Genomic DNA, 16,869 nt, shown 5'->3' with positions numbered 1-16,869 from the left:
CGGGCGCGCTCAGCGCATGAACAGACTTCCGGCCGGAATCGGACGTTGCGCTCCGGTCACGCTGCGGGTATCCATGCGCCTGCCTTCAAGGTGGCAGCGTGCCAGCCAGGCAAACAGCGTGGCCTCGACATGGTCCGGGTCGAGGCCGTATTCCGTCGTGCTTGCAACGCGCAGCCGGGGCAGGCGGCGGCGGATGCGCTCGACCAGGTGGGCGTTGTGCACGCCCCCGCCGCACAGCAGCAGCGGGCTGTCGTCGGCCGGCTGTGCACTGGCAATGGCCCCGGCAAGCGCAGCGGCGCTGAATTCCGCCAGCGTGGCCTGAATGTCGGCCGGGCGTTCATCAGCCCAGCTCGGCAGCCGCTGATCGAGCCATTGCGGGCTGTAGTACTCGATGCCGGTGCTCTTCGGGGCAGGCGCGGCAAGATAGGGGTCGCGCAAAAGCGCATCCAGCCAGCCGCTGTCGACGCGGCCCGTGGCGGCCCAGCGTCCGGCGCAATCAAAGCCGGCGTCGGCATGGTGGCGGCGGTACCAGCCGTCGAGCAGGCAGTTGGCAGGGCCGGTGTCGAAGCCCCGGGTCGGCTGGCCCGGTGTCAGTACCGTGAGGTTGGCGATTCCGCCCAGGTTGGCAACCAGGCGGGTTTCGGATGAATGGCGAAACAGCGCGTCGTGCAGCAGCGGCGCCAGCGGCGCGCCCTGGCCGCCGGCGGCCAGATCGGCGCGACGAAAGTCGGCAACGGTGGCGATGCCGGTTCGGCTCGCCAGGCGCCAGGGGTCGCCGATCTGCAGCGTGAACGGCGGCTCTTGTCCGGGATGATGAATGATGGTCTGGCCGTGCGAGCCGATGGCGCGAACCTGGTGCGGGCGCCAGCCGGCCAGGTCGATGGCCTGCAGCGCCGCTTCGGCCAGCGCATCGCCAAGCCGTGCGTCCAGCCAGCCGCAGTCGGCCACCGGGCAGGCGTCGGGTGCTCGACGAACATCGAGAAGCGCTGCAAGCAGGGCCGGCTCGAAGGGCCGGGTGAGCGCGGCATCAAGCCTGGGCCAGGCGCCCGAGAAATCGACTGCGACTGCGTCGATGCCGTCCATGCTGGTGCCGGAGATCAGCCCGACGTAGCGTTCGCCGGGCGGGGGCGCGGGCACTTCAGCAGCTGCTGCCGACGTCCCGGCAGCCCTCGGCCTTGCTGTGCGCCAGCAGGGCACCGGGGACGGTGAGTGTGTCCAGCCGCGCCAGCAGGCCGTCGCTCAGCTGGGCAAAATCGTCCATGTGCTCGTCCGGCAAGGGGTCGGCGGGCGGCAAGTCCACGGTGCGCGGGTTGCGGTGCACGCCGTTGACCAGAAACTCGTAGTGCAGGTGCGGCCCGGTGGCCAGGCCGGTGGATCCGACCCGCCCGATGGTTTGTCCCTGGCGAACCCGATCGCCGCGCTTGACCAGCTTTTTCGACAGGTGCAGATAGCGCGTGGTGAAGTTGTTGCCGTGCTGGATGAAGATGTAGTTGCCGTTGGCGCGGGTGTAACCGGCCTGAATGACCTTGCCTTCACCGGCCGCCCAGACCGGGGTGCCGGTCGGCGCGGCGTAATCGGTCCCGTTGTGCGGGCGCACGCTCTTGGTCACCGGGTGCAGCCGGCGTGGATTGAAGTTGGACGACACCCGGGTGAAGTTCAGCGGCGTGCGCAGAAAAGCCTTGCGCATGGGGCGGCCGTCGGGAGCAAAGTATTGCGGGCCGCTGCCGGTATCAAAGCGCACGGCCTCGAAGTCGTCACCGCGGTTGACGAAGCGGGCGGCCAGAATCTCGCCATCGCGCAGATACTCGCCCTCGCGCCAGACCTCTTCATAGATCAGGGCAAATCGGTCACCGTCGCGAATATCGAGGGCGAAGTCGATATCCCAGCCGAAGATCGTGGCCAGGCGCATGATCATGGCGTCGGACAATCCGGCCTGCCGCGCGTCGAGGTAGAGCGAGTTGTCGATGGTGCCCGAAGCCTCGACGATGCGCCGCTCGAGGTGGCGCGGTTCGGTGCGGGTGGTCAGGCCTTCCTCGTCGCGCTCGATGAACAGCCAGGCATCTTCGTCAAGCTCGGTGCGCAGCGCACGAAAGCTGCCGTCGGTCTCGATATCGAATGCGAACTCGTCTCCGGGTCGAATGCGGGCCAGGTTGCGGGTCTGCGAGGTGGTGGTGACGATCTCGTGCAGCAGGCCGGCGCTCAGGCCCAGATCCCTGAATACGCGCTCGAGCGTCTGGCCGGGCTGGATCTCGACGATCCGCCAGTTGTCATCGAGAACCTTTCGGCTCGAATCGGGCGACGTGGGGGTCTTGGCCGCCGGCAAAGAAGTCACCGTCGCCAATGCCGGCGGTTCTTTCTCGGACGCTGGTGGGCGCGGCAGCTCCAGCGGCCGGACGCTGGCCGCCGGCGAGCCTTCGGGGCCACCGGGAATCAGCGAGACCACCAGGCCCAGAGTCATCAGACCCACGGCCGCCAGGCTGACGTGCGGGCGCTCGTGCGCGGCCTGCAGGCAATGGCGGCTGATCTCCCGGCTCTTGTTCAGGGCCGCCCGGCTCAGTTCCTTCAAAGCGGTCCGATTCGGCTTCCGACCCCGCTGGGCGGGGCGGACACGGCCGGGTGTGGCCATGGTTTTTCTGCTCATGCGTGACGAACTCAAGGCTGCAAACCCGGTAACATTACCGATTTCCGGTCGGGCAAGTCAACGCGTACGTGCTCGCACGGCAGGACAACCAGCATCGAAGGCAGCAAAAAGTGACGAATATCAACGAGCTTCTTCGCGGCGCCGCTGAGGTCATCCAGGCCGACGAACTCGAAAAAAGACTGGCCGAAAATCGCCCGCTACGAATCAAGGTGGGTTTCGATCCGACCGCGCCGGATCTTCATCTGGGGCACACGGTCATTCTCAACGCGATGCGCCGCTTTCAGGATGCCGGCCACGAGGTGATCTTCCTGATCGGCGACTTTACCGGCATGATCGGCGATCCCAGCGGCAAGAACATCACCCGCAGGGCCCTGAGCGAAGACGATGTCCGCGCCAATGCGCAGACCTATCGCGAGCAGGTCTTCACGGTGCTGGACCGCGAGCGTACCGAGGTGCGTTTCAATTCCGAATGGTTTTCGGCGATGAGTGCGGCCGACATGATTCGCCTGGCGTCGCAGCACACGGTGGCGCGAATGCTCGAACGCGATGATTTCGAAAAGCGCTACCGCGCCGGGCAGGCCATCGCCATCCATGAGTTTCTCTACCCGCTGGTGCAGGGGCAGGACTCGGTGGCGCTCGAGGCCGACGTCGAAATGGGCGGCACCGATCAGAAGTTCAATCTGCTGGTCGGGCGCCAGCTGCAGCAGCAGGCCGGCCAGCCGCCTCAGATCATCATCACCTGGCCGCTGCTTGAGGGTACCGACGGGGTGCAGAAGATGTCGAAGTCGCTGGGCAACTACGTCGGCATCACCGAACCTGCCGACGAAATGTTCGGCAAGATCATGAGCGTATCCGACGAGCTGATGTGGCGCTGGTTCGAGCTGCTCAGCTTCCGCACGCTGGACGAAATCGAGGCGTTGCGAAAAGGCGTCGCCGACGGCGGCAATCCGCGCGACGCCAAGTTCGCCCTGGCGATGGAAATCGTCAGCCGCTTTCACGGCGAAGGCGCTGGCGACAAGGCACGCGATCAGTTCATCGCCCGTTTCCGCGGCGGGCAGATGCCCGAAAACATCGATGACCATGAGCTTGACGGTCCGATCGGGTTGCCGGCGGCGCTGACCGCCTGCGGGCTGACGGCGTCCAACTCCGAGGCCTTTCGCATGCTCAAGCAGGGTGCGGTCAAGATCGACGGCGAAAAGATCAGCGATCGAGACCTCAGGCTCGAGACCGGCTTCAAGGGCGTGCTGCAGGTCGGCAAGCGACGCTTTGCGCGCCTGACGGTCGGCTGACAGCGGCCCGGTCATTTCGGGTTGGCCAGTCGTTATTGACCGTAGCGCGGCCCGTTTTCCAGAAAAGCGAGCTCCTCGGCTGTGGATTTGCGGCCGAGTGCGGCGTTTCGATGCGGATAACGCCCGAAGCGCTCGATGATGTCGGCATGCTCGCGGGCGTACTTCAGAAAACTCTCGGCGGCGGGGTGCTCGGGAAAGTCCGCCGCCAAACCCTCGAACTGCTTGAGCGACTGCTGCTGCGCCAGCGGATCCTCGCTGTGCTCCAGCGGCATGTAGAAGAACCCGCGCTCTGCCAGGCCGTAGTGCCGGTCGATGCCGGCCGCGATGCCGGCAAGCGTCAGGGCAAGCGCCTGACCGTCGTAGGCAAAGGCTTCTGGCTGGCGGCGAAAGATGACGCGCGGCGCCTGATCCAGCGCCAGAACCAGGGCGAGGCGGCCCGCGGCTGAAGCCAGCCAGTCGGTCAGCCCGCCGCCGGCGGCGCGCCGCATGACCGGCTCGAAGTGTTCGCGCACCGCTCGATCTTCGGACGCCCCGGGGTTGAACCACAACCCCATGCGCTCGCCGATTTTTTCGGGCGTGCGGCGGGCCTCCCCAAACCAGAACTGCAGCAGTTCTTCTGAGGTTGGCAGACCGGTCATGCTGTCAGAGCAGCAGGCTCGATGAGCTGACGTTGCAATAACAGCGAGGCGTTCAGCCCTTGGGGCCGAGCAGCAGCCACAGAATCAGGCCCAGCAGCGGCAGAAACAGCAGGATCAGGATCCACAGCACCTTGGCGCCGGTGCCGGCACTGCTCGAGGCGGTCTTGACGATGGCCCATATGATGATGATCAGCCAGATCAGGCTGAGCAGACCGGTGACTTCAATTCCCATGGCGTTCTCCTGTTTCCCTGACGTCGCGGATGACGAGAATCAAGCATCGGTGCTCAGCCCGCCGCCGTCAAGTGCCAGGTTTGCAAACCTGACCAGGGCGCAAACCTGCTATCGTCAAGTGCTCAACGCACCGGCGAGTACTGCATGCGACATTTTCTCGATACCATCGATTTACCGCGCGCTGAGCTGCAGGCGCTGCTTGACCGCGCCCGCCAGTGGCGCAACGGTGAATCGGGGCGTCCGCTGGCCGGCAAGAGCGTGGCGCTGCTGTTTCTCAACCCGTCGCTGCGTACGCGCGCGTCCTTCGAAGTCGGCGTCCACGAGCTCGGCGCCCACGCCGTGGTGCTCGAGCCCGGTCGTGGTGCCTGGGGCATCGAGTTCGAACCCGATGTCGTCATGGACGGCGACGCCGAAGAGCACATCGCCGAGGTCGCCGGCGTGCTGTCGCGCTACTGCGACGCCATCGCGCTGCGCGCCTTTCCCTTGTTCAAGGACTGGCAGGAAGATCGCCAGGACAAGGTGATTCGTTCCCTGGCCCGGTATTCGAGCGTGCCGGTCATCAATATGGAAACCATCGTCCACCCCTGCCAGGAACTGGCGCTGATGCGCACCATTCAGGACCATCTCGGCGCGCCCGACGGCAAGACCTTCGTGCTCACCTGGACCTGGCATCCGCGGCCGCTCAACACGGCGGTCGCCAACTCCGCGCTGCTGATCGCCAGCAAGTTCGGCATGAATATCCGTATGCTCGTTCCCGATGATGCCTACCGCCTCGATGAACGGTTCATGAGCGCCGCCGAGCGCCAGGCGGACGAGTCGGGCGGCTCCCTGCAAGTGACCACCGACATCGAAGCCGCCTACGCCGGCGCGGACTTCGTCTACGCCAAGAGTTGGGGCGCGCTGCCCTTCTACGGCCGTCCGGAAGAAGAAGCAAAACTGCGCGCGCCGTATCGCCACTTCATGGTCGATGAGCAGAAGATGGCGCTCACCGACAACGCCCGGTTCAGCCACTGCCTGCCGCTGCGGCGAAACATCAAGGCCACCGACGGCGTCATGGACGCCGACTATTGCGTGGCCCTCGACGAGGCCGAAAACCGCCTGCACGTGCAGAAGGCGCTGATGGCCGAGTTGATCGGTTAGGTGCTGGTGCGTCATCGGCCCGCGTTGGCCGGGCGGCTGGGCCGCCATGCCGCCTGGAACGCCGCCGAGGTCACAACCCCTCGATGCCCCGGACCCAGACCGTAGGTTGCGGTTACATCCGCGACGGACGACGTTCGGGGCCTTGTTCACACATCAGCCATGTGTGTTTCGATCGTCCAGGTCGTCTGGCGCCACCGGGCGTTTTGGTGGCTCCGACACGTCAAAGACGTTCCGCCCGCCATCAGCCTGCGAAGCAGGCGGGCGGAACGCCCTTGACTTGGATCTTGATTTTGATCTTGACCCGTCGAAACCACTTGTTTTGAGCCCGAACCTGTGGCAGGTTAGCGCCATGATGATCGAAGCCATCGCACTGACCCTGATCGACAGCCCGCGCCCCGGCCGCCTGCCGCGACGCCTGCGTCGTCGTGCCCCGCATTCGGGCCAGGGTGTGCGTTAGTCGTATCAAAGCTTCAACCAGACGAGACTGACACGAGAAACCCGGCCCGACCCGCCGGGTTTTTTGTGTCCGACAACCGGAAACAACGAACACGGGATGACCGAACAATGAGCAAACGCATCGTGCTTGCCTTCTCCGGCGGGCTGGACACCAGCTATTGCGTTCTGGCGCTGAAAAACCGGGGCTTCGAGGTCCACACCGCCTTTGTCGACACCGGCGGCATCGGCGCCGAGCAAAAGGCCTGGATCGGCGAGCGCGCCCGCGCGCTGGGTGCCGCCCGGCACCACGAGCTCGATGCCGGCCAGCCCTTGTGGGATCAGTTCGTGGTGCCGCTGTTGTACTCCGGTGCGCGCGTGCTCGAGCAGTACCCGATGTTGTGCTCCGACCGCTACGTCATTGTCGAGCAGTGCCTGGCCCTGGCAGACGAACTCGGTACCAGGAACTTCGCGCACGGCTGCACCGGCATGGGCAACGACCAGCTGCGCTTCGACCAGTCGGTGCGCTCGCTCGGCGACTATGTCATCCATGCGCCCATCCGCGAGCTGCAGCGCGAGACCCGCGACGTGCGCGCCCACGAGCTGGAATTGATGGCCGAGGCCGGCGTCGAGGTGCCCGAGTCGGCCAGCCGTTACTCGATCAACGAAAACCTGCTGGGCGTGACGCTTTCGGGCCAGGAGATCGATCACTTCGGCGTGCCCGGTGAAGACACTCATGTCTGGTGCAAGCCGCGGGCGCAGTGGCCGGCGGAAAAGCTGGAGCTGACCATCGGCTTTCAGGCCGGGCGTGCCGTGAGCCTGAACGATGAGCGTCTCGAAGGCCCGCGGTTGCTCGCCGAGCTCAACCAGCGCCTGGGCGCCTGGGGCGTGGGTCGGCATATCTATACCGGCGATGTCTCGATCGGGCTGAAAGGACGCATCGTGTTCGAATGCCCCGGCATCGACGGGCTGATGGTTGCCCAGCGCGCGCTGCGCGAGGCGGTCAATACGCGGCTGCAGAATCAGTTCCACGCCACCGTTGCCCAGCGCTGGGCCGAGCTGGTCTATACCGGCTTTTTCTTCGAGCCGCACAAGGCCGACCTCGAGGCCTATCTGGCATCGGCCAACGAGTACGTCACCGGCGTGGTCCGCCTGGCCAGCGAAGGCGGCAGCGTTCAGGCCGTGGCGCTGGGCTCGCGCTACCTGCTCAAGGATCCTGACGCCGTCTACGCCCAGTCGGCTGCCTGGACGCCCGAGGAGGCGGAGGGCTTCGTCAAACTGCTGGGCCAGTCATCGACCCTGGCGGCCCGGGTCCGAAACGAAACCTGAAAACGCAAAGACGCGAAGACGCAAAGAAAACAATGGAACTACGGAAGGCACGGATGAAAGCAGGGGTGGACCAATCGAAGGTCTCGAATGTGCACACCGGTTCCGGCGCTCGCTGTTGTGGTAACGAATCCGCTCTTGCCGTGAATGCCGTGCCTTCCGTGGTTCCCGTTTTCTTGTTTTCACCCTTTGCGTCTTGGCGTTGAAAAGGTTCTGAAAGCCATGCCCGATAGACTTCTACGCCACCTGGCCAGGCTGATCGCGTGCGACAGCCAGAATCCGCCGCGCGCGATCACGCCCGAGGCCGACATGTTCGTCCATGCCCGGGGCGTGCTGGAAAATGCCGGTTTCGAGGTCGCCATGACCGACTACGGGGACGGGCACGTCAACTTGTTTGCCGTGCGCGGCAATCCACCGGTGCTGTTCAACTGCCACCTCGACACCGTGCCCGTCGGCGAGGGCTGGACGAAGCCGCCGCTGGATCTCACCATCGAAGGCGACAAGGCCTTCGGCCGCGGAGCCTGCGATATCAAGGGCGCGGCCGCGGCGCTGCTGACCGTGGCCGAGTCCGGTGATGCGCCGATGGCGATCCTGTTTTCCTCCGACGAGGAAGGCGCCGGCGGCTGCTGCGTACGCAATTTTCTCGAAGACCCGGCCAATATCCGCTTCGATCAGGTGGTGGTCTGCGAGCCCACGGGCTGTCAAGCGGTGCTTGCCCACCGCGGCTTCCTGTCGGTCAAGGGGCGCTTTGCCGGCATTGCCGGGCATTCCTCGGAAGGCCGGGCGCTGGCCGACAGCGCGATTCATCGCATGGCGCGCTGGATCGATGCCGCCCTCGACTACTGCGAGAGCGAAATGGCCGCCGGGCGGCCGACCTGCTTCAACGTCGGCCTGGCCTCGGGCGGCACCAAGTCGAACGTGATCGCCGGCGAGGCCCGGCTGCACTATTCGGCCCGGCTCGGCCCGGGCCAGTCCAACGAAAGGCTGCTCGCGCATCTGTCGTCGCTTGGCGGCGCCGAGGAGCACGCCAGCTGGCACGTGCCCTTTTCGGGGCCACCCCTGCCGGCCGCCGGGCAGAGCGAAGCGCCGGTCCGGGCCTTTTGCCGCAGCCACGGCATTCCGATCGGCGAGCCGGTCGATTTCTGGACCGAGGCTTCGCTGTTTTCGTCCGCCGGCCTGCCGGCGCTGGTGCTCGGACCCGGCGATATCGCCCAGGCGCACACCGCCGATGAGTGGGTGGCGCTGGATCAGCTCGAACAGGCACTGAACATCTTTCAACGGATCGTCGATCATGGCTGAAGTCCGCCGCACCGTCATCGAGCTGCTCGGCCAGCTCGGCTCCAGCCGCGAGGCCAGGCAATATCTCAAGCAGTTCTCGCGCATCGAGGAGTCGCGCTTTGCCGTGGTCAAGGTCGGCGGCGCGGTGATGCGCGACGATCTCGACGAGATGGCCGCCGCCCTGGCCTTTCTGCATCGCCTGGGGCTCACGCCCATCGTGCTGCACGGCGCCGGCCCGCAGCTGGATGACGCCATGGCCGCCGCCGGCGTGCCGATCGAGAAATGCGACGGCCTGCGCGTGACCACCGACGACGTGATGGCCGTGGCCCGGCCGGTCATCTACCGGGCCAACGCTGCTCTGGTCGACGCCCTGGAAGCGCGCGGGGTGCGTGCCCGCGGGATTCTGCACGGCGTCTTCGACGCCCGGCTGGCTGATCGCGAGCGACTCGGCCTGGTCGGCGAGATCGAGCGCGTCGAGCTCGAGGCGGTGCGCCGCGCCATTGCATCGGGCTCGCTGCCGGTGGTCGCCTGCCTGGGCGAATCGCCTTCCGGCCAGGTCATGAACATCAACGCCGACATCGCCGCGCGCGAGCTGGTCTGGGCGGTCGAGCCGCACAAGGTGATCTTTCTGACCGGCACCGGCGGCCTGCTCGACCACAGCGGGCGGGTAATTTCGGCCATCAGCCTGCGCACCGACTACGACCACCTGCTGGCTCAGGACTGGGTGCACTCGGGCATGCAGCTGAAGCTCGAGCAGATCAAGGAAACGCTCGAGCGCCTGCCGCCGGAGACCTCGGTGTCGATCACTTCGGCGCAGAACCTCACCCGCGAGCTGTTCACGCACACCGGGGCGGGCACTCTGATCCGGCGCGGCGAGGCCATCGACTGGTTCGATGCGATCTCGCCGGGGCAGCGCGAGCGGCTGAAGGTTCTGCTGGAGGCCAGCTTCGGTCGCAACCTGCAGCCCGACTGGCTCGAGCAGCGTGAGCCGCTCGGCCTGCTGTGGGCCGAAAGCGGCCGGGCCGCGGCCCTGGTCACCGCCGGCGTCGACGGCCTGCCCTATCTCGACAAGTTCGTGGTCACGCCCGAGGCCCAGGGTGAAGGCTTGGGCGCGGCGCTGTGGCTGGCGCTCAGACAGCGGTTTCCGAAGATCTACTGGCGCGCTCGCGCCGGCAATCCCATCGCCGGCTGGTACTTCCAGCAGGCGCACACAACCCACCGGCAGGGCGAGTGGATTGTGTATACGCTTGGCATCGAAGATTTCGAACTGCTTGGCCGGCTCACCGCCGATGCGCGCCGGCGCGACTCGGGCTGGCAAGCCGCTTGATTCATGCACCCGGTACGACAAGAATGCCGGATGCGACGATAAAACGAACACGGGAGAATGAGCATGCATCGACTGGCCCTGATCGGCGGGCGCGGCCACACCGGCTCGGAACTGCTCGGCCTGATTGCGCGGCATCCGCACCTCCGCCTTGCGCTGGCAACCAGCAGCCAGGCCGGGCAGCCGATCCGTGAGTCCGTGCCCGACTGGTCCGATGCAGACCAGGCGTTTGCGGCGCTCGAGCCGTCCGGCGTTGCCGCAGTCGACGCCGAGGTCTGGGTGCTGGCGCTGCCCAACGACAACAGCGCGCCCTGGGTCGAGGCCATCGGCAAAGCACACCCTGATGCAGTGATTCTGGATCTGGGTGCCGACTGGCGCTTCGATGAGCACTGGACCTACGGCCTGACCGAGCTCAACCGCGACGCGCTCGATGCAGCAAGGCGCATCGCCAACCCCGGCTGCTATGCCACCGGCGCGCTGTTCGGACTGTGGCCGATTCGTCGCTCGCTGGCCGCGCCGCCGATCATTTTCGGGGTATCGGGCTACAGCGGCGCCGGCAAGACACCGTCGCCGCGCAATGATCCCGAGCGGCTGGAGGACAATCTGATCCCCTATGCCCTGAGCGGGCATGTGCACGAGCGGGAAATATCGGCCCGCCTGCGTCGCCCGGTGCGCTTTCATCCGCACGTCGCCCCTTTTTTCCGGGGCATTTCACTGACCGTTGCGGTGATGCTGACCGAGCCCCTGACGGCCGACGAGCTGCTCTCGACCTTCAGCGAACACTATTCGGATGAAGCCCTGATCCAGGTGGGCGGCGACATCCCCGAGATTCGCGAGGTGGCTGGCACGCCGCGCCTGGCCATCGGCGGTTTTACCGTGGACGCACGCGATCCGATGCGCGCCAGTTTCGTGGTCGTGCTCGACAATCTGGGCAAGGGCGCCGCCAGCCAGGCCGTGCAGAACATCAATCGGGCGCTAGGGCTCGATGAGCTGGCCGGGTTGATGGCAGGCGGCAAATGAATATCCAGCACCCCCGGGGCCGGGCGGCTGCGGGGGCGCTCGATGCAGGCCTCGCCACGCGTCGAACTGAAGCGAACGATCCCGCAGCCGCCCGGCCGCACTGGAGTCACGGAATCCCCAATGACTGACTACATCTGGAAAAAGGACGCTACCGGCGAGGTCGACGAGCGGGTGATGCGCTTTCTTGCCGGGCAGGACGTGACCCTCGACCGGGAGCTGCTGCCCTTCGACATCCGCGCCAGCCAGGCGCATGCCCGCGGTCTGGCGCAAATCGGCGTGCTCGATGACGACCAGGCCGCGGCCATGGTGGTATCGCTGGATGCGCTGCAGCAGGCGTTCACCAGCGGCGAGTTCGTGCTCGATGCGCGCTACGAAGACGGCCATTCAGCGATCGAGGCCTGGCTTGTCGAGCACCTCGGTGAAGTCGGCGGACGCATCCACGCCGGCCGCAGCCGCAACGATCAGGTGGCCGTTGCCATCCGGCTGTATCTGCGTGCGCGGCTGGCAACGCTGCGCGCAAGCTGCGCGGCCATCGCACGCGTGGCCCTCGATCGCGCCGCGGCCGAGACCATGGTGCCGCTGCCCGGGCATACGCACCTGCAGCAGGCCATGCCTTCGTCGCTGGGCCTGTGGTGGGCCGGGCATGCCGAGGCGTTCATCGACAACACCGAGCTGGCCGGCCGCATCTCCGACTGGCTCGACGCCAGTCCGCTGGGCACGGCCTCCGGTTTCGGCGTCAATCTGGCGCTCGACCGTGACGGCGTCGCCGCCGAGCTCGGTTTCCCGCGGCTGGTGGTCAACCCGCAGTACGCTCAGAACGCGCGCGGCAAGGTCGAGCTGCGCGCGCTTGACGCCCTGGCAGCCGCCACCGGCGACCTGCGCCGACTGGCGTGGGATCTCAGCCTTTATGCCAGCGAGGAGTTCGGCTATCTTGAAATCGGCAGCGGCTATTGCACCGGCTCGTCGATCATGCCCAACAAGCACAACCCCGACACCGTCGAGCTGCTGCGCTCGCTGCACGCCACGGTCGTCGGCGCCCGCGCCGAACTCGACGCGGTGCTGTCGCTGCCCTCGGGCTATCAGCGCGATCTGCAGGACAGCAAGCCGCCGCTGATCCGGGCGTTCGCGCGCGGCCTTGCCGGCCTGGCACTGGTTCCGGGCCTGCTGGGTTCGATCAGATGGCATGAAAGGCGCCTGCGGGATGCGATCAGACCAAGCCTGCATGCCACCGATCGGGCCAACGAGCTGGTGGGCGAGGGTCGGCCCTTCCGCCAGGCCTACCGCCTTGCCGCAGCCGAGCTGGATGATCTGGCGGGCAGAAGCCCGGAGGCCAGTCTCGAGGCGCGTGTGTCACCGGGCGGCTGCGCCGATCTTCTGCTGGAGCGTCTCGAGGGGCGCCTGGCGGAGTTGTCAGAGAGTTGATCGGGCGAGGATAAAGCGCGGCTGGGCGGCTATTTGTGGTTCGCTTATGCCCAGTCTCTTGGCTTCAGATAATCAGCGAGCTGCGCTTCCGGCGTGTCGGCTTCGGGTTGCCAGTCATAGCGCCAGTGCACGATTGCGGGCAGGCTCATGAGGATTGATTCGGTTCTTCCGCCGGACTGAAGGCCGAACAGGGTACCGCGGTCGTAGACCAGATTGAACTCGACGTAGCGGCCGCGCCGATAGCGCTGGAAGTCCGTCTCGCGCTTGCCGTAGCGGTGGCCCTTGCGTTGCTCGACGATGGGCTGGTAGGCGGCCAGATAGCCGTCGCCCACGGCACGCATGTAGGCAAAGCAGGTGTCAAAATCCCAGGCGTTGAGGTCGTCGAAGAACAGCCCGCCGATGCCGCGCGTTTCCTTGCGATGCTGGAGATAGAAGTACTCGTCGCACCAGCGCTTGTGTTCGGCGTAGACGTGGTCGCCGAAGGGCGCGCACAACTCGCGGGCCGTGCGGTGCCAGAAGCGACAGTCTTCGTCAAAGGGGTAGTAGGGCGTCAGATCGAATCCGCCGCCGAACCACCACACCGGCGGCTCGCCTTCCTTCTCGGCGATGAAAAAGCGCACGTTGGCGTGGCTGGTCGGCACGTAGGGGTTGATGGGGTGCATCACCACGGATACGCCCAGCGCCTGAAAGCTGCGGCCGGCGAGCTCGGGGCGGCGCGCGCTGGCCGCCGCTGGCAGAGCCGCGCCATGAACGTGCGAGAAATTGACGCCACCCTTTTCGAACACGGCGCCGTCCTGGATTACGCGGGTGCGGCCGCCGCCGCCTTCAGGCCGTTCCCAGGCGTCTTCATGGAAGCGCGCCTGCCCGTCGCTGCGCTCGAACGCGGCGCACAGACGATTCTGAAGGTCGAGGAGGTAAGCCTTGACGCCTTCGACACTGGATTCGGAGCAGCTCATGTCAGGTAGTGAACACGCATGGTGAAGTGTGGGCAGGGATATTCGCCGTCCTGTGGGAAGCTGATCCCGGCCAGCACGGTCAAGCCGAAGCCTTCTTCTTTGCAGTCTTCTTCTTCGAAGCCTTTTTCTTGGCGGCCTTCTTCTTCGATGATTTCTTCTTTGTGGCTTTCTTTTTTGCCGCCTTCTTGCCTGCTGCTTTCTTGCCGCCGGCCTTTTTCTTGCCGAACTTGCCGCGGCGTCCCTTGGGCGGAGCCTCGGCCAGCATCTTCTGGCACTCTTCGAGCGTGAGCTTCTCCGGCTCCTGATCCTTGGGTACGCTGGCGTTGCGCTTGCCGTCGGTAACGAAGGGGCCGTAGCGGCCCTTGAGTACCTGGATGCCCTCTCCGCTGAACTCCTGAATGATGCGTTCCTTCATCCGCTGCTTGTGCTCGGCGATCAGTTCCAGGGCCTGCTCGAGCGTGACTTCGTGCGGGTCGTGTTCCTTCAGCGACACGAAATTGCGCTCGCCGTAGCGGATATAGGGTCCGAAGCGGCCGATATTGGCCTGAACCGGCTCGCCCTGATCCGTTTCGCCGAGGTTGCGCGGCAGCTTGAACAGCTCCAGCGCTTCTTCGAGCGTGATCTTGTCCATTTTCTGGCCCGGGCGCAGACCGGCGAACTGCGGCTTTTCGTCGTCTTCGGCGGCGCCGATCTGGGCAAAGGGGCCGTAGCGGCCCAGCCGGACGATGACCGGCTTGCCGGATTTCGGATCGGTGCCGAGCTCGCGCGCCTGCTGAGCCTCCTTGCGGCTGACCGTTTCTTCCTTTTCCTTGACGCGATCGATGAACGGCTGCCAGAAGTCCCGGAGCAGGGGCACCCAATCGTTTTCACCGCGGGAAATGGCGTCGAGCTCGTCTTCGAGGCGGGCGGTGAAGTCGTAGTCGACATAGCGATCGAAGTGCTGCGCCAGGAACTTGGCCACGACCAGCCCCGTGGAGGTGGGGATGAAGCGCCGCTTTTCGAGCTCGACGTACTCGCGATCCTTGAGCGTATGGATGATCGAGGCGTAGGTCGATGGGCGGCCGATGCCGAAGTCTTCAAGCGCCTTGACCAGGCTGGCCTCCGAATAGCGCGGCGGCGGCTCGGTGAAGTGCTGCTCGGGGCGCACTGCGATCAGTGGAATCTCGTCGCCTTCGTTGATTTCGGGCAGGCGGGTGTCCTTTTCGGCGCGGCCGTCACGATAGACCCGCAGAAAGCCCGGCTCGATCAGGGTCGAACCCGAGGCGCGGAAGGTGGTGTCGCCGACATCGAACTCGGCGCTGACGGTGTCGTAGACGGCCGGAATCATCTGGCTGGCGACAGCGCGGTTCCAGATCAGCTCGTAGAGCCGGTACTGATCGTCGCTCAGGCGGTTCTTGAGTTTGATCGGCGTGAGCTTCGCCACGGTCGGGCGAATGGCTTCATGAGCCTCCTGGGCGTTTTTCGACTTCGACTGGTAGAAGTTGGGCTTTTCCGGCGCCAGCTTTTCTCCAAACTCGGAGGCGATGGTCTGGCGAATCTCGCTGATGGCGCTGCCGGCCAGCGAGACCGAGTCGGTCCGCATGTAGGTGATCAGGCCCTGGCTGCCGCCGCCGGTATCCACCCCTTCGTAGAGCTGCTGGGCGATGCGCATGGTGCGGCTGGTGGTAAAGCCGAGCCGGCGCGCGGCTTCCTGCTGCAGCGTCGAGGTGATGAATGGCGGCTGCGGCCGCCGCCGGCGCTGGCTCTTCTTGACGCGAGCAACCTGAAAGCGGCCGTTGGCTGCCTGGTCGATGCGCTGCTCGAGCTCGGCCGCCTGTGCTTCGGTGGTGATATCGAACTGCTCGAGCTTGGCGCCGTCGAGCTTGACCAGGTTGGCGCTGAAGGCTTCGTCTTCGCTGGCGCCGAGGTCAGCTTCGATGGTCCAGTATTCGCGCGGCTCGAATTTCTCGATTTCTTCCTCGCGCTCGACGATCATGCGCAGGGCCGGCGACTGCACGCGTCCGGCCGACAGGCCGCGGCGCACCTTTTTCCACAGCAGCGGCGAGAGGTTGAAGCCGACCAGATAGTCCAGCGCGCGCCGCGCCTGCTGCGCATCGACCAGTGACCCGGCCAGATCGCGCGGTTCTTCCAGGGCCTTCTTGATGGCGCGCTCGGTGATTTCGGAGAACACCACCCGCTTGACCGTCTTGTTGGAGTTGGCGCCGCGTTGCTTGAGGATCTCGGCGATATGCCAGGAGATCGCTTCACCTTCGCGGTCCAGGTCAGTGGCCAGATAAATCGCGTCGGCTTTCTTTGCTTCGGCGACGATCTTGTCGACGTGCTTCTTGTTGCGCTCGATGATGTCGTAGCGCATGGCAAAGTCCTGTTCGGGGTCAACCGCGCCCTCCTTGGGTACGAGGTCGCGCACGTGGCCGTAGGACGCCAGCACCTTGAAGCTCGGGCCGAGGTACTTGTTGATGGTGGTCGCCTTGGCCGGCGATTCGACGATGAGTAGATTTTTTGCCATTTAAGCCAGTTTCTTGATGCGGCGAGCGCGGCCAGAGCCGTCGGTCGCGTTGGGGTGCCGCGGCGACGCCGCAGGCTCGGGTTGATCATTCTTGCGTGTGCGCCCCGGTCGTGCCGGGCATCCCCGGGGCGGTGGGTTGACGAAGGTGTCCGTCACCGGTGACACCGCGGTCGGGTTCGCCGGCGCGCTCAGTGCTGATATTCACCTTCCTGGTCGAACATCATTTCCTCCATCCAGGCGTAGTTGGCTTCCTGCCCGGGCTGGTTGAACAGCACCATCAGGACCACCCACTTGACGTCCTCGAGGTCGATGTCTCCGGACTCCAGCGCGGCCAGGCGATCGATCACCATCTCGCGTCGGAGCGGGTCGAGGACACCGGTATTTTCGAGGTACATGATGAAGCCGCGCGCGCCGATGTCCAGGCGGCGGCTCTCCTCGTCGGTGAACACCCGAATCGGATTATTCTCGTGGCCACCGAGTTCGGGCAGCCTGCGCTGCGCCGCCAGGCCGTCCAGCCAGGCAAAGGCGCGGTTGATCTCCCCGTTCGAAAACCCGGCCTCCTCGAGGCTGTCGCTGAGCGATTCCCGATCGGGCTCCTCTTCGGGCTCTTCGTAGATATAGTTCTCGAACAGGTACATCAGCAGATCGAGCACGTTTTCTTTCAT

The 16,869-nt window shown here is 65.6% G+C and carries 13 protein-coding genes and 1 pseudogene; 7 read left to right on the top strand and 7 right to left on the bottom strand.

Going from position 1 to position 16,869, the window contains the following annotated elements; genetic code table 11:
• Nucleotides 1-9 precede the first annotated feature (9 nt).
• Together ACEWQ0_RS11550 and ACEWQ0_RS11545 are read right to left on the bottom strand one after the other, a co-directional pair.
• A complete protein-coding gene (locus ACEWQ0_RS11550; protein ID WP_476485415.1) occupies nucleotides 10-1,137 on the bottom strand; it encodes an anhydro-N-acetylmuramic acid kinase in 1,128 nt (375 codons plus the stop codon).
• Between the two features lies 1 nt (nucleotide 1,138).
• Nucleotides 1,139-2,566 (bottom strand): OapA family protein, encoded by a 1,428-nt coding sequence (locus ACEWQ0_RS11545; protein WP_476482835.1) that lies wholly within the window; start codon nucleotides 2,564-2,566, stop codon nucleotides 1,139-1,141.
• A gap of 185 nt (nucleotides 2,567-2,751) precedes the next feature.
• On the opposite strand from ACEWQ0_RS11545, the gene tyrS reads away from it, so the two are divergent.
• A complete protein-coding gene (gene tyrS, locus ACEWQ0_RS11540; protein ID WP_476482834.1) occupies nucleotides 2,752-3,930 on the top strand; it encodes a tyrosine--tRNA ligase in 1,179 nt (392 codons plus the stop codon).
• Between the two features lie 32 nt (nucleotides 3,931-3,962).
• Here the strand turns inward: tyrS and ACEWQ0_RS11535 are convergent, their stop codons facing one another.
• Entirely contained in the window at nucleotides 3,963-4,568 is a 606-nt protein-coding gene (locus ACEWQ0_RS11535) for a DUF924 family protein (RefSeq protein ID WP_476485414.1), read from the bottom strand.
• Nucleotides 4,569-4,620: 52 nt separating this feature from the next.
• Nucleotides 4,621-4,800, bottom strand: a complete 180-nt coding sequence (locus ACEWQ0_RS11530; protein ID WP_476482832.1) for a PLDc N-terminal domain-containing protein — start codon at nucleotides 4,798-4,800, stop codon at nucleotides 4,621-4,623.
• A 144-nt stretch (nucleotides 4,801-4,944) separates the two neighbouring features.
• On the opposite strand from ACEWQ0_RS11530, the gene ACEWQ0_RS11525 reads away from it, so the two are divergent.
• The 6 genes from ACEWQ0_RS11525 (at nucleotide 4,945) to ACEWQ0_RS11500 (ending at nucleotide 12,742) form a co-directional block, all read left to right on the top strand.
• Nucleotides 4,945-5,940, top strand: coding sequence for an N-acetylornithine carbamoyltransferase (locus ACEWQ0_RS11525; RefSeq protein ID WP_476485413.1), 996 nt, complete (start codon nucleotides 4,945-4,947; stop codon nucleotides 5,938-5,940).
• A 564-nt stretch (nucleotides 5,941-6,504) separates the two neighbouring features.
• Entirely contained in the window at nucleotides 6,505-7,701 is a 1,197-nt protein-coding gene (locus tag ACEWQ0_RS11520; RefSeq protein ID WP_476485412.1) for an argininosuccinate synthase domain-containing protein, read from the top strand.
• Between the two features lie 219 nt (nucleotides 7,702-7,920).
• On the top strand, nucleotides 7,921-8,997 hold the full coding sequence (locus tag ACEWQ0_RS11515; RefSeq protein ID WP_476482829.1) for an acetylornithine deacetylase: 1,077 nt from the start codon (nucleotides 7,921-7,923) through the stop codon (nucleotides 8,995-8,997).
• Nucleotides 8,990-10,303, top strand: coding sequence for an acetylglutamate kinase (locus tag ACEWQ0_RS11510; RefSeq protein WP_476485411.1), 1,314 nt, complete (start codon nucleotides 8,990-8,992; stop codon nucleotides 10,301-10,303). Before ACEWQ0_RS11515 ends, ACEWQ0_RS11510 begins: the two co-directional genes overlap by 8 nt.
• A gap of 63 nt (nucleotides 10,304-10,366) precedes the next feature.
• Nucleotides 10,367-11,320, top strand: coding sequence for an N-acetyl-gamma-glutamyl-phosphate reductase (argC, locus tag ACEWQ0_RS11505; RefSeq protein WP_476485410.1), 954 nt, complete (start codon nucleotides 10,367-10,369; stop codon nucleotides 11,318-11,320).
• Nucleotides 11,321-11,440: 120 nt separating this feature from the next.
• Nucleotides 11,441-12,742, top strand: a complete 1,302-nt coding sequence (locus tag ACEWQ0_RS11500; protein WP_476482826.1) for an argininosuccinate lyase — start codon at nucleotides 11,441-11,443, stop codon at nucleotides 12,740-12,742.
• 44 nt (nucleotides 12,743-12,786) lie between these two features.
• Here ACEWQ0_RS11500 and hemF read toward each other — a convergent pair whose 3' ends face one another.
• The 3 genes and pseudogenes from hemF to ACEWQ0_RS11485 all read right to left on the bottom strand — a co-directional run bounded on the left by hemF (nucleotide 12,787) and on the right by ACEWQ0_RS11485 (nucleotide 16,869).
• Nucleotides 12,787-13,698: an oxygen-dependent coproporphyrinogen oxidase gene (gene hemF / locus ACEWQ0_RS11495; protein ID WP_476485409.1), complete on the bottom strand. Its 912-nt coding sequence runs from the start codon at nucleotides 13,696-13,698 to the stop codon at nucleotides 12,787-12,789.
• 85 nt (nucleotides 13,699-13,783) lie between these two features.
• Nucleotides 13,784-16,204: pseudogene (locus ACEWQ0_RS11490) on the bottom strand (DNA topoisomerase I); the annotation flags it as partial.
• Between the two features lie 188 nt (nucleotides 16,205-16,392).
• Complete coding sequence (locus tag ACEWQ0_RS11485) at nucleotides 16,393-16,869, bottom strand: Smg family protein (protein WP_476482824.1); 477 nt, start codon at nucleotides 16,867-16,869, stop codon at nucleotides 16,393-16,395.

The organism is Wenzhouxiangella sp. YN9 (assembly GCF_056324165.1).
Note: the sequence above shows the minus strand (reverse complement) of the source record. Positions and strands in the feature narration are given on the sequence as shown.

Bases quoted from the DNA above. Each gene is read 5' to 3' on its own strand.
- ACEWQ0_RS11535 (WP_476485414.1), bottom strand. From the start codon at position 4,568: ATGACCGGTCTGCCAACCTCAGAAGAACTGCTGCAGTTCTGGTTTGGG.
- ACEWQ0_RS11530 (WP_476482832.1), bottom strand. From the start codon at position 4,800: ATGGGAATTGAAGTCACCGGTCTGCTCAGCCTGATCTGGCTGATCATC.
- ACEWQ0_RS11525 (WP_476485413.1), top strand. From the start codon at position 4,945: ATGCGACATTTTCTCGATACCATCGATTTACCGCGCGCTGAGCTGCAG.
- ACEWQ0_RS11520 (WP_476485412.1), top strand. From the start codon at position 6,505: ATGAGCAAACGCATCGTGCTTGCCTTCTCCGGCGGGCTGGACACCAGC.
- ACEWQ0_RS11515 (WP_476482829.1), top strand. From the start codon at position 7,921: ATGCCCGATAGACTTCTACGCCACCTGGCCAGGCTGATCGCGTGCGAC.
- ACEWQ0_RS11510 (WP_476485411.1), top strand. From the start codon at position 8,990: ATGGCTGAAGTCCGCCGCACCGTCATCGAGCTGCTCGGCCAGCTCGGC.
- argC (WP_476485410.1), top strand. From the start codon at position 10,367: ATGCATCGACTGGCCCTGATCGGCGGGCGCGGCCACACCGGCTCGGAA.
- ACEWQ0_RS11500 (WP_476482826.1), top strand. From the start codon at position 11,441: ATGACTGACTACATCTGGAAAAAGGACGCTACCGGCGAGGTCGACGAG.
- hemF (WP_476485409.1), bottom strand. From the start codon at position 13,698: ATGAGCTGCTCCGAATCCAGTGTCGAAGGCGTCAAGGCTTACCTCCTC.
- ACEWQ0_RS11485 (WP_476482824.1), bottom strand. From the start codon at position 16,869: ATGAAAGAAAACGTGCTCGATCTGCTGATGTACCTGTTCGAGAACTAT.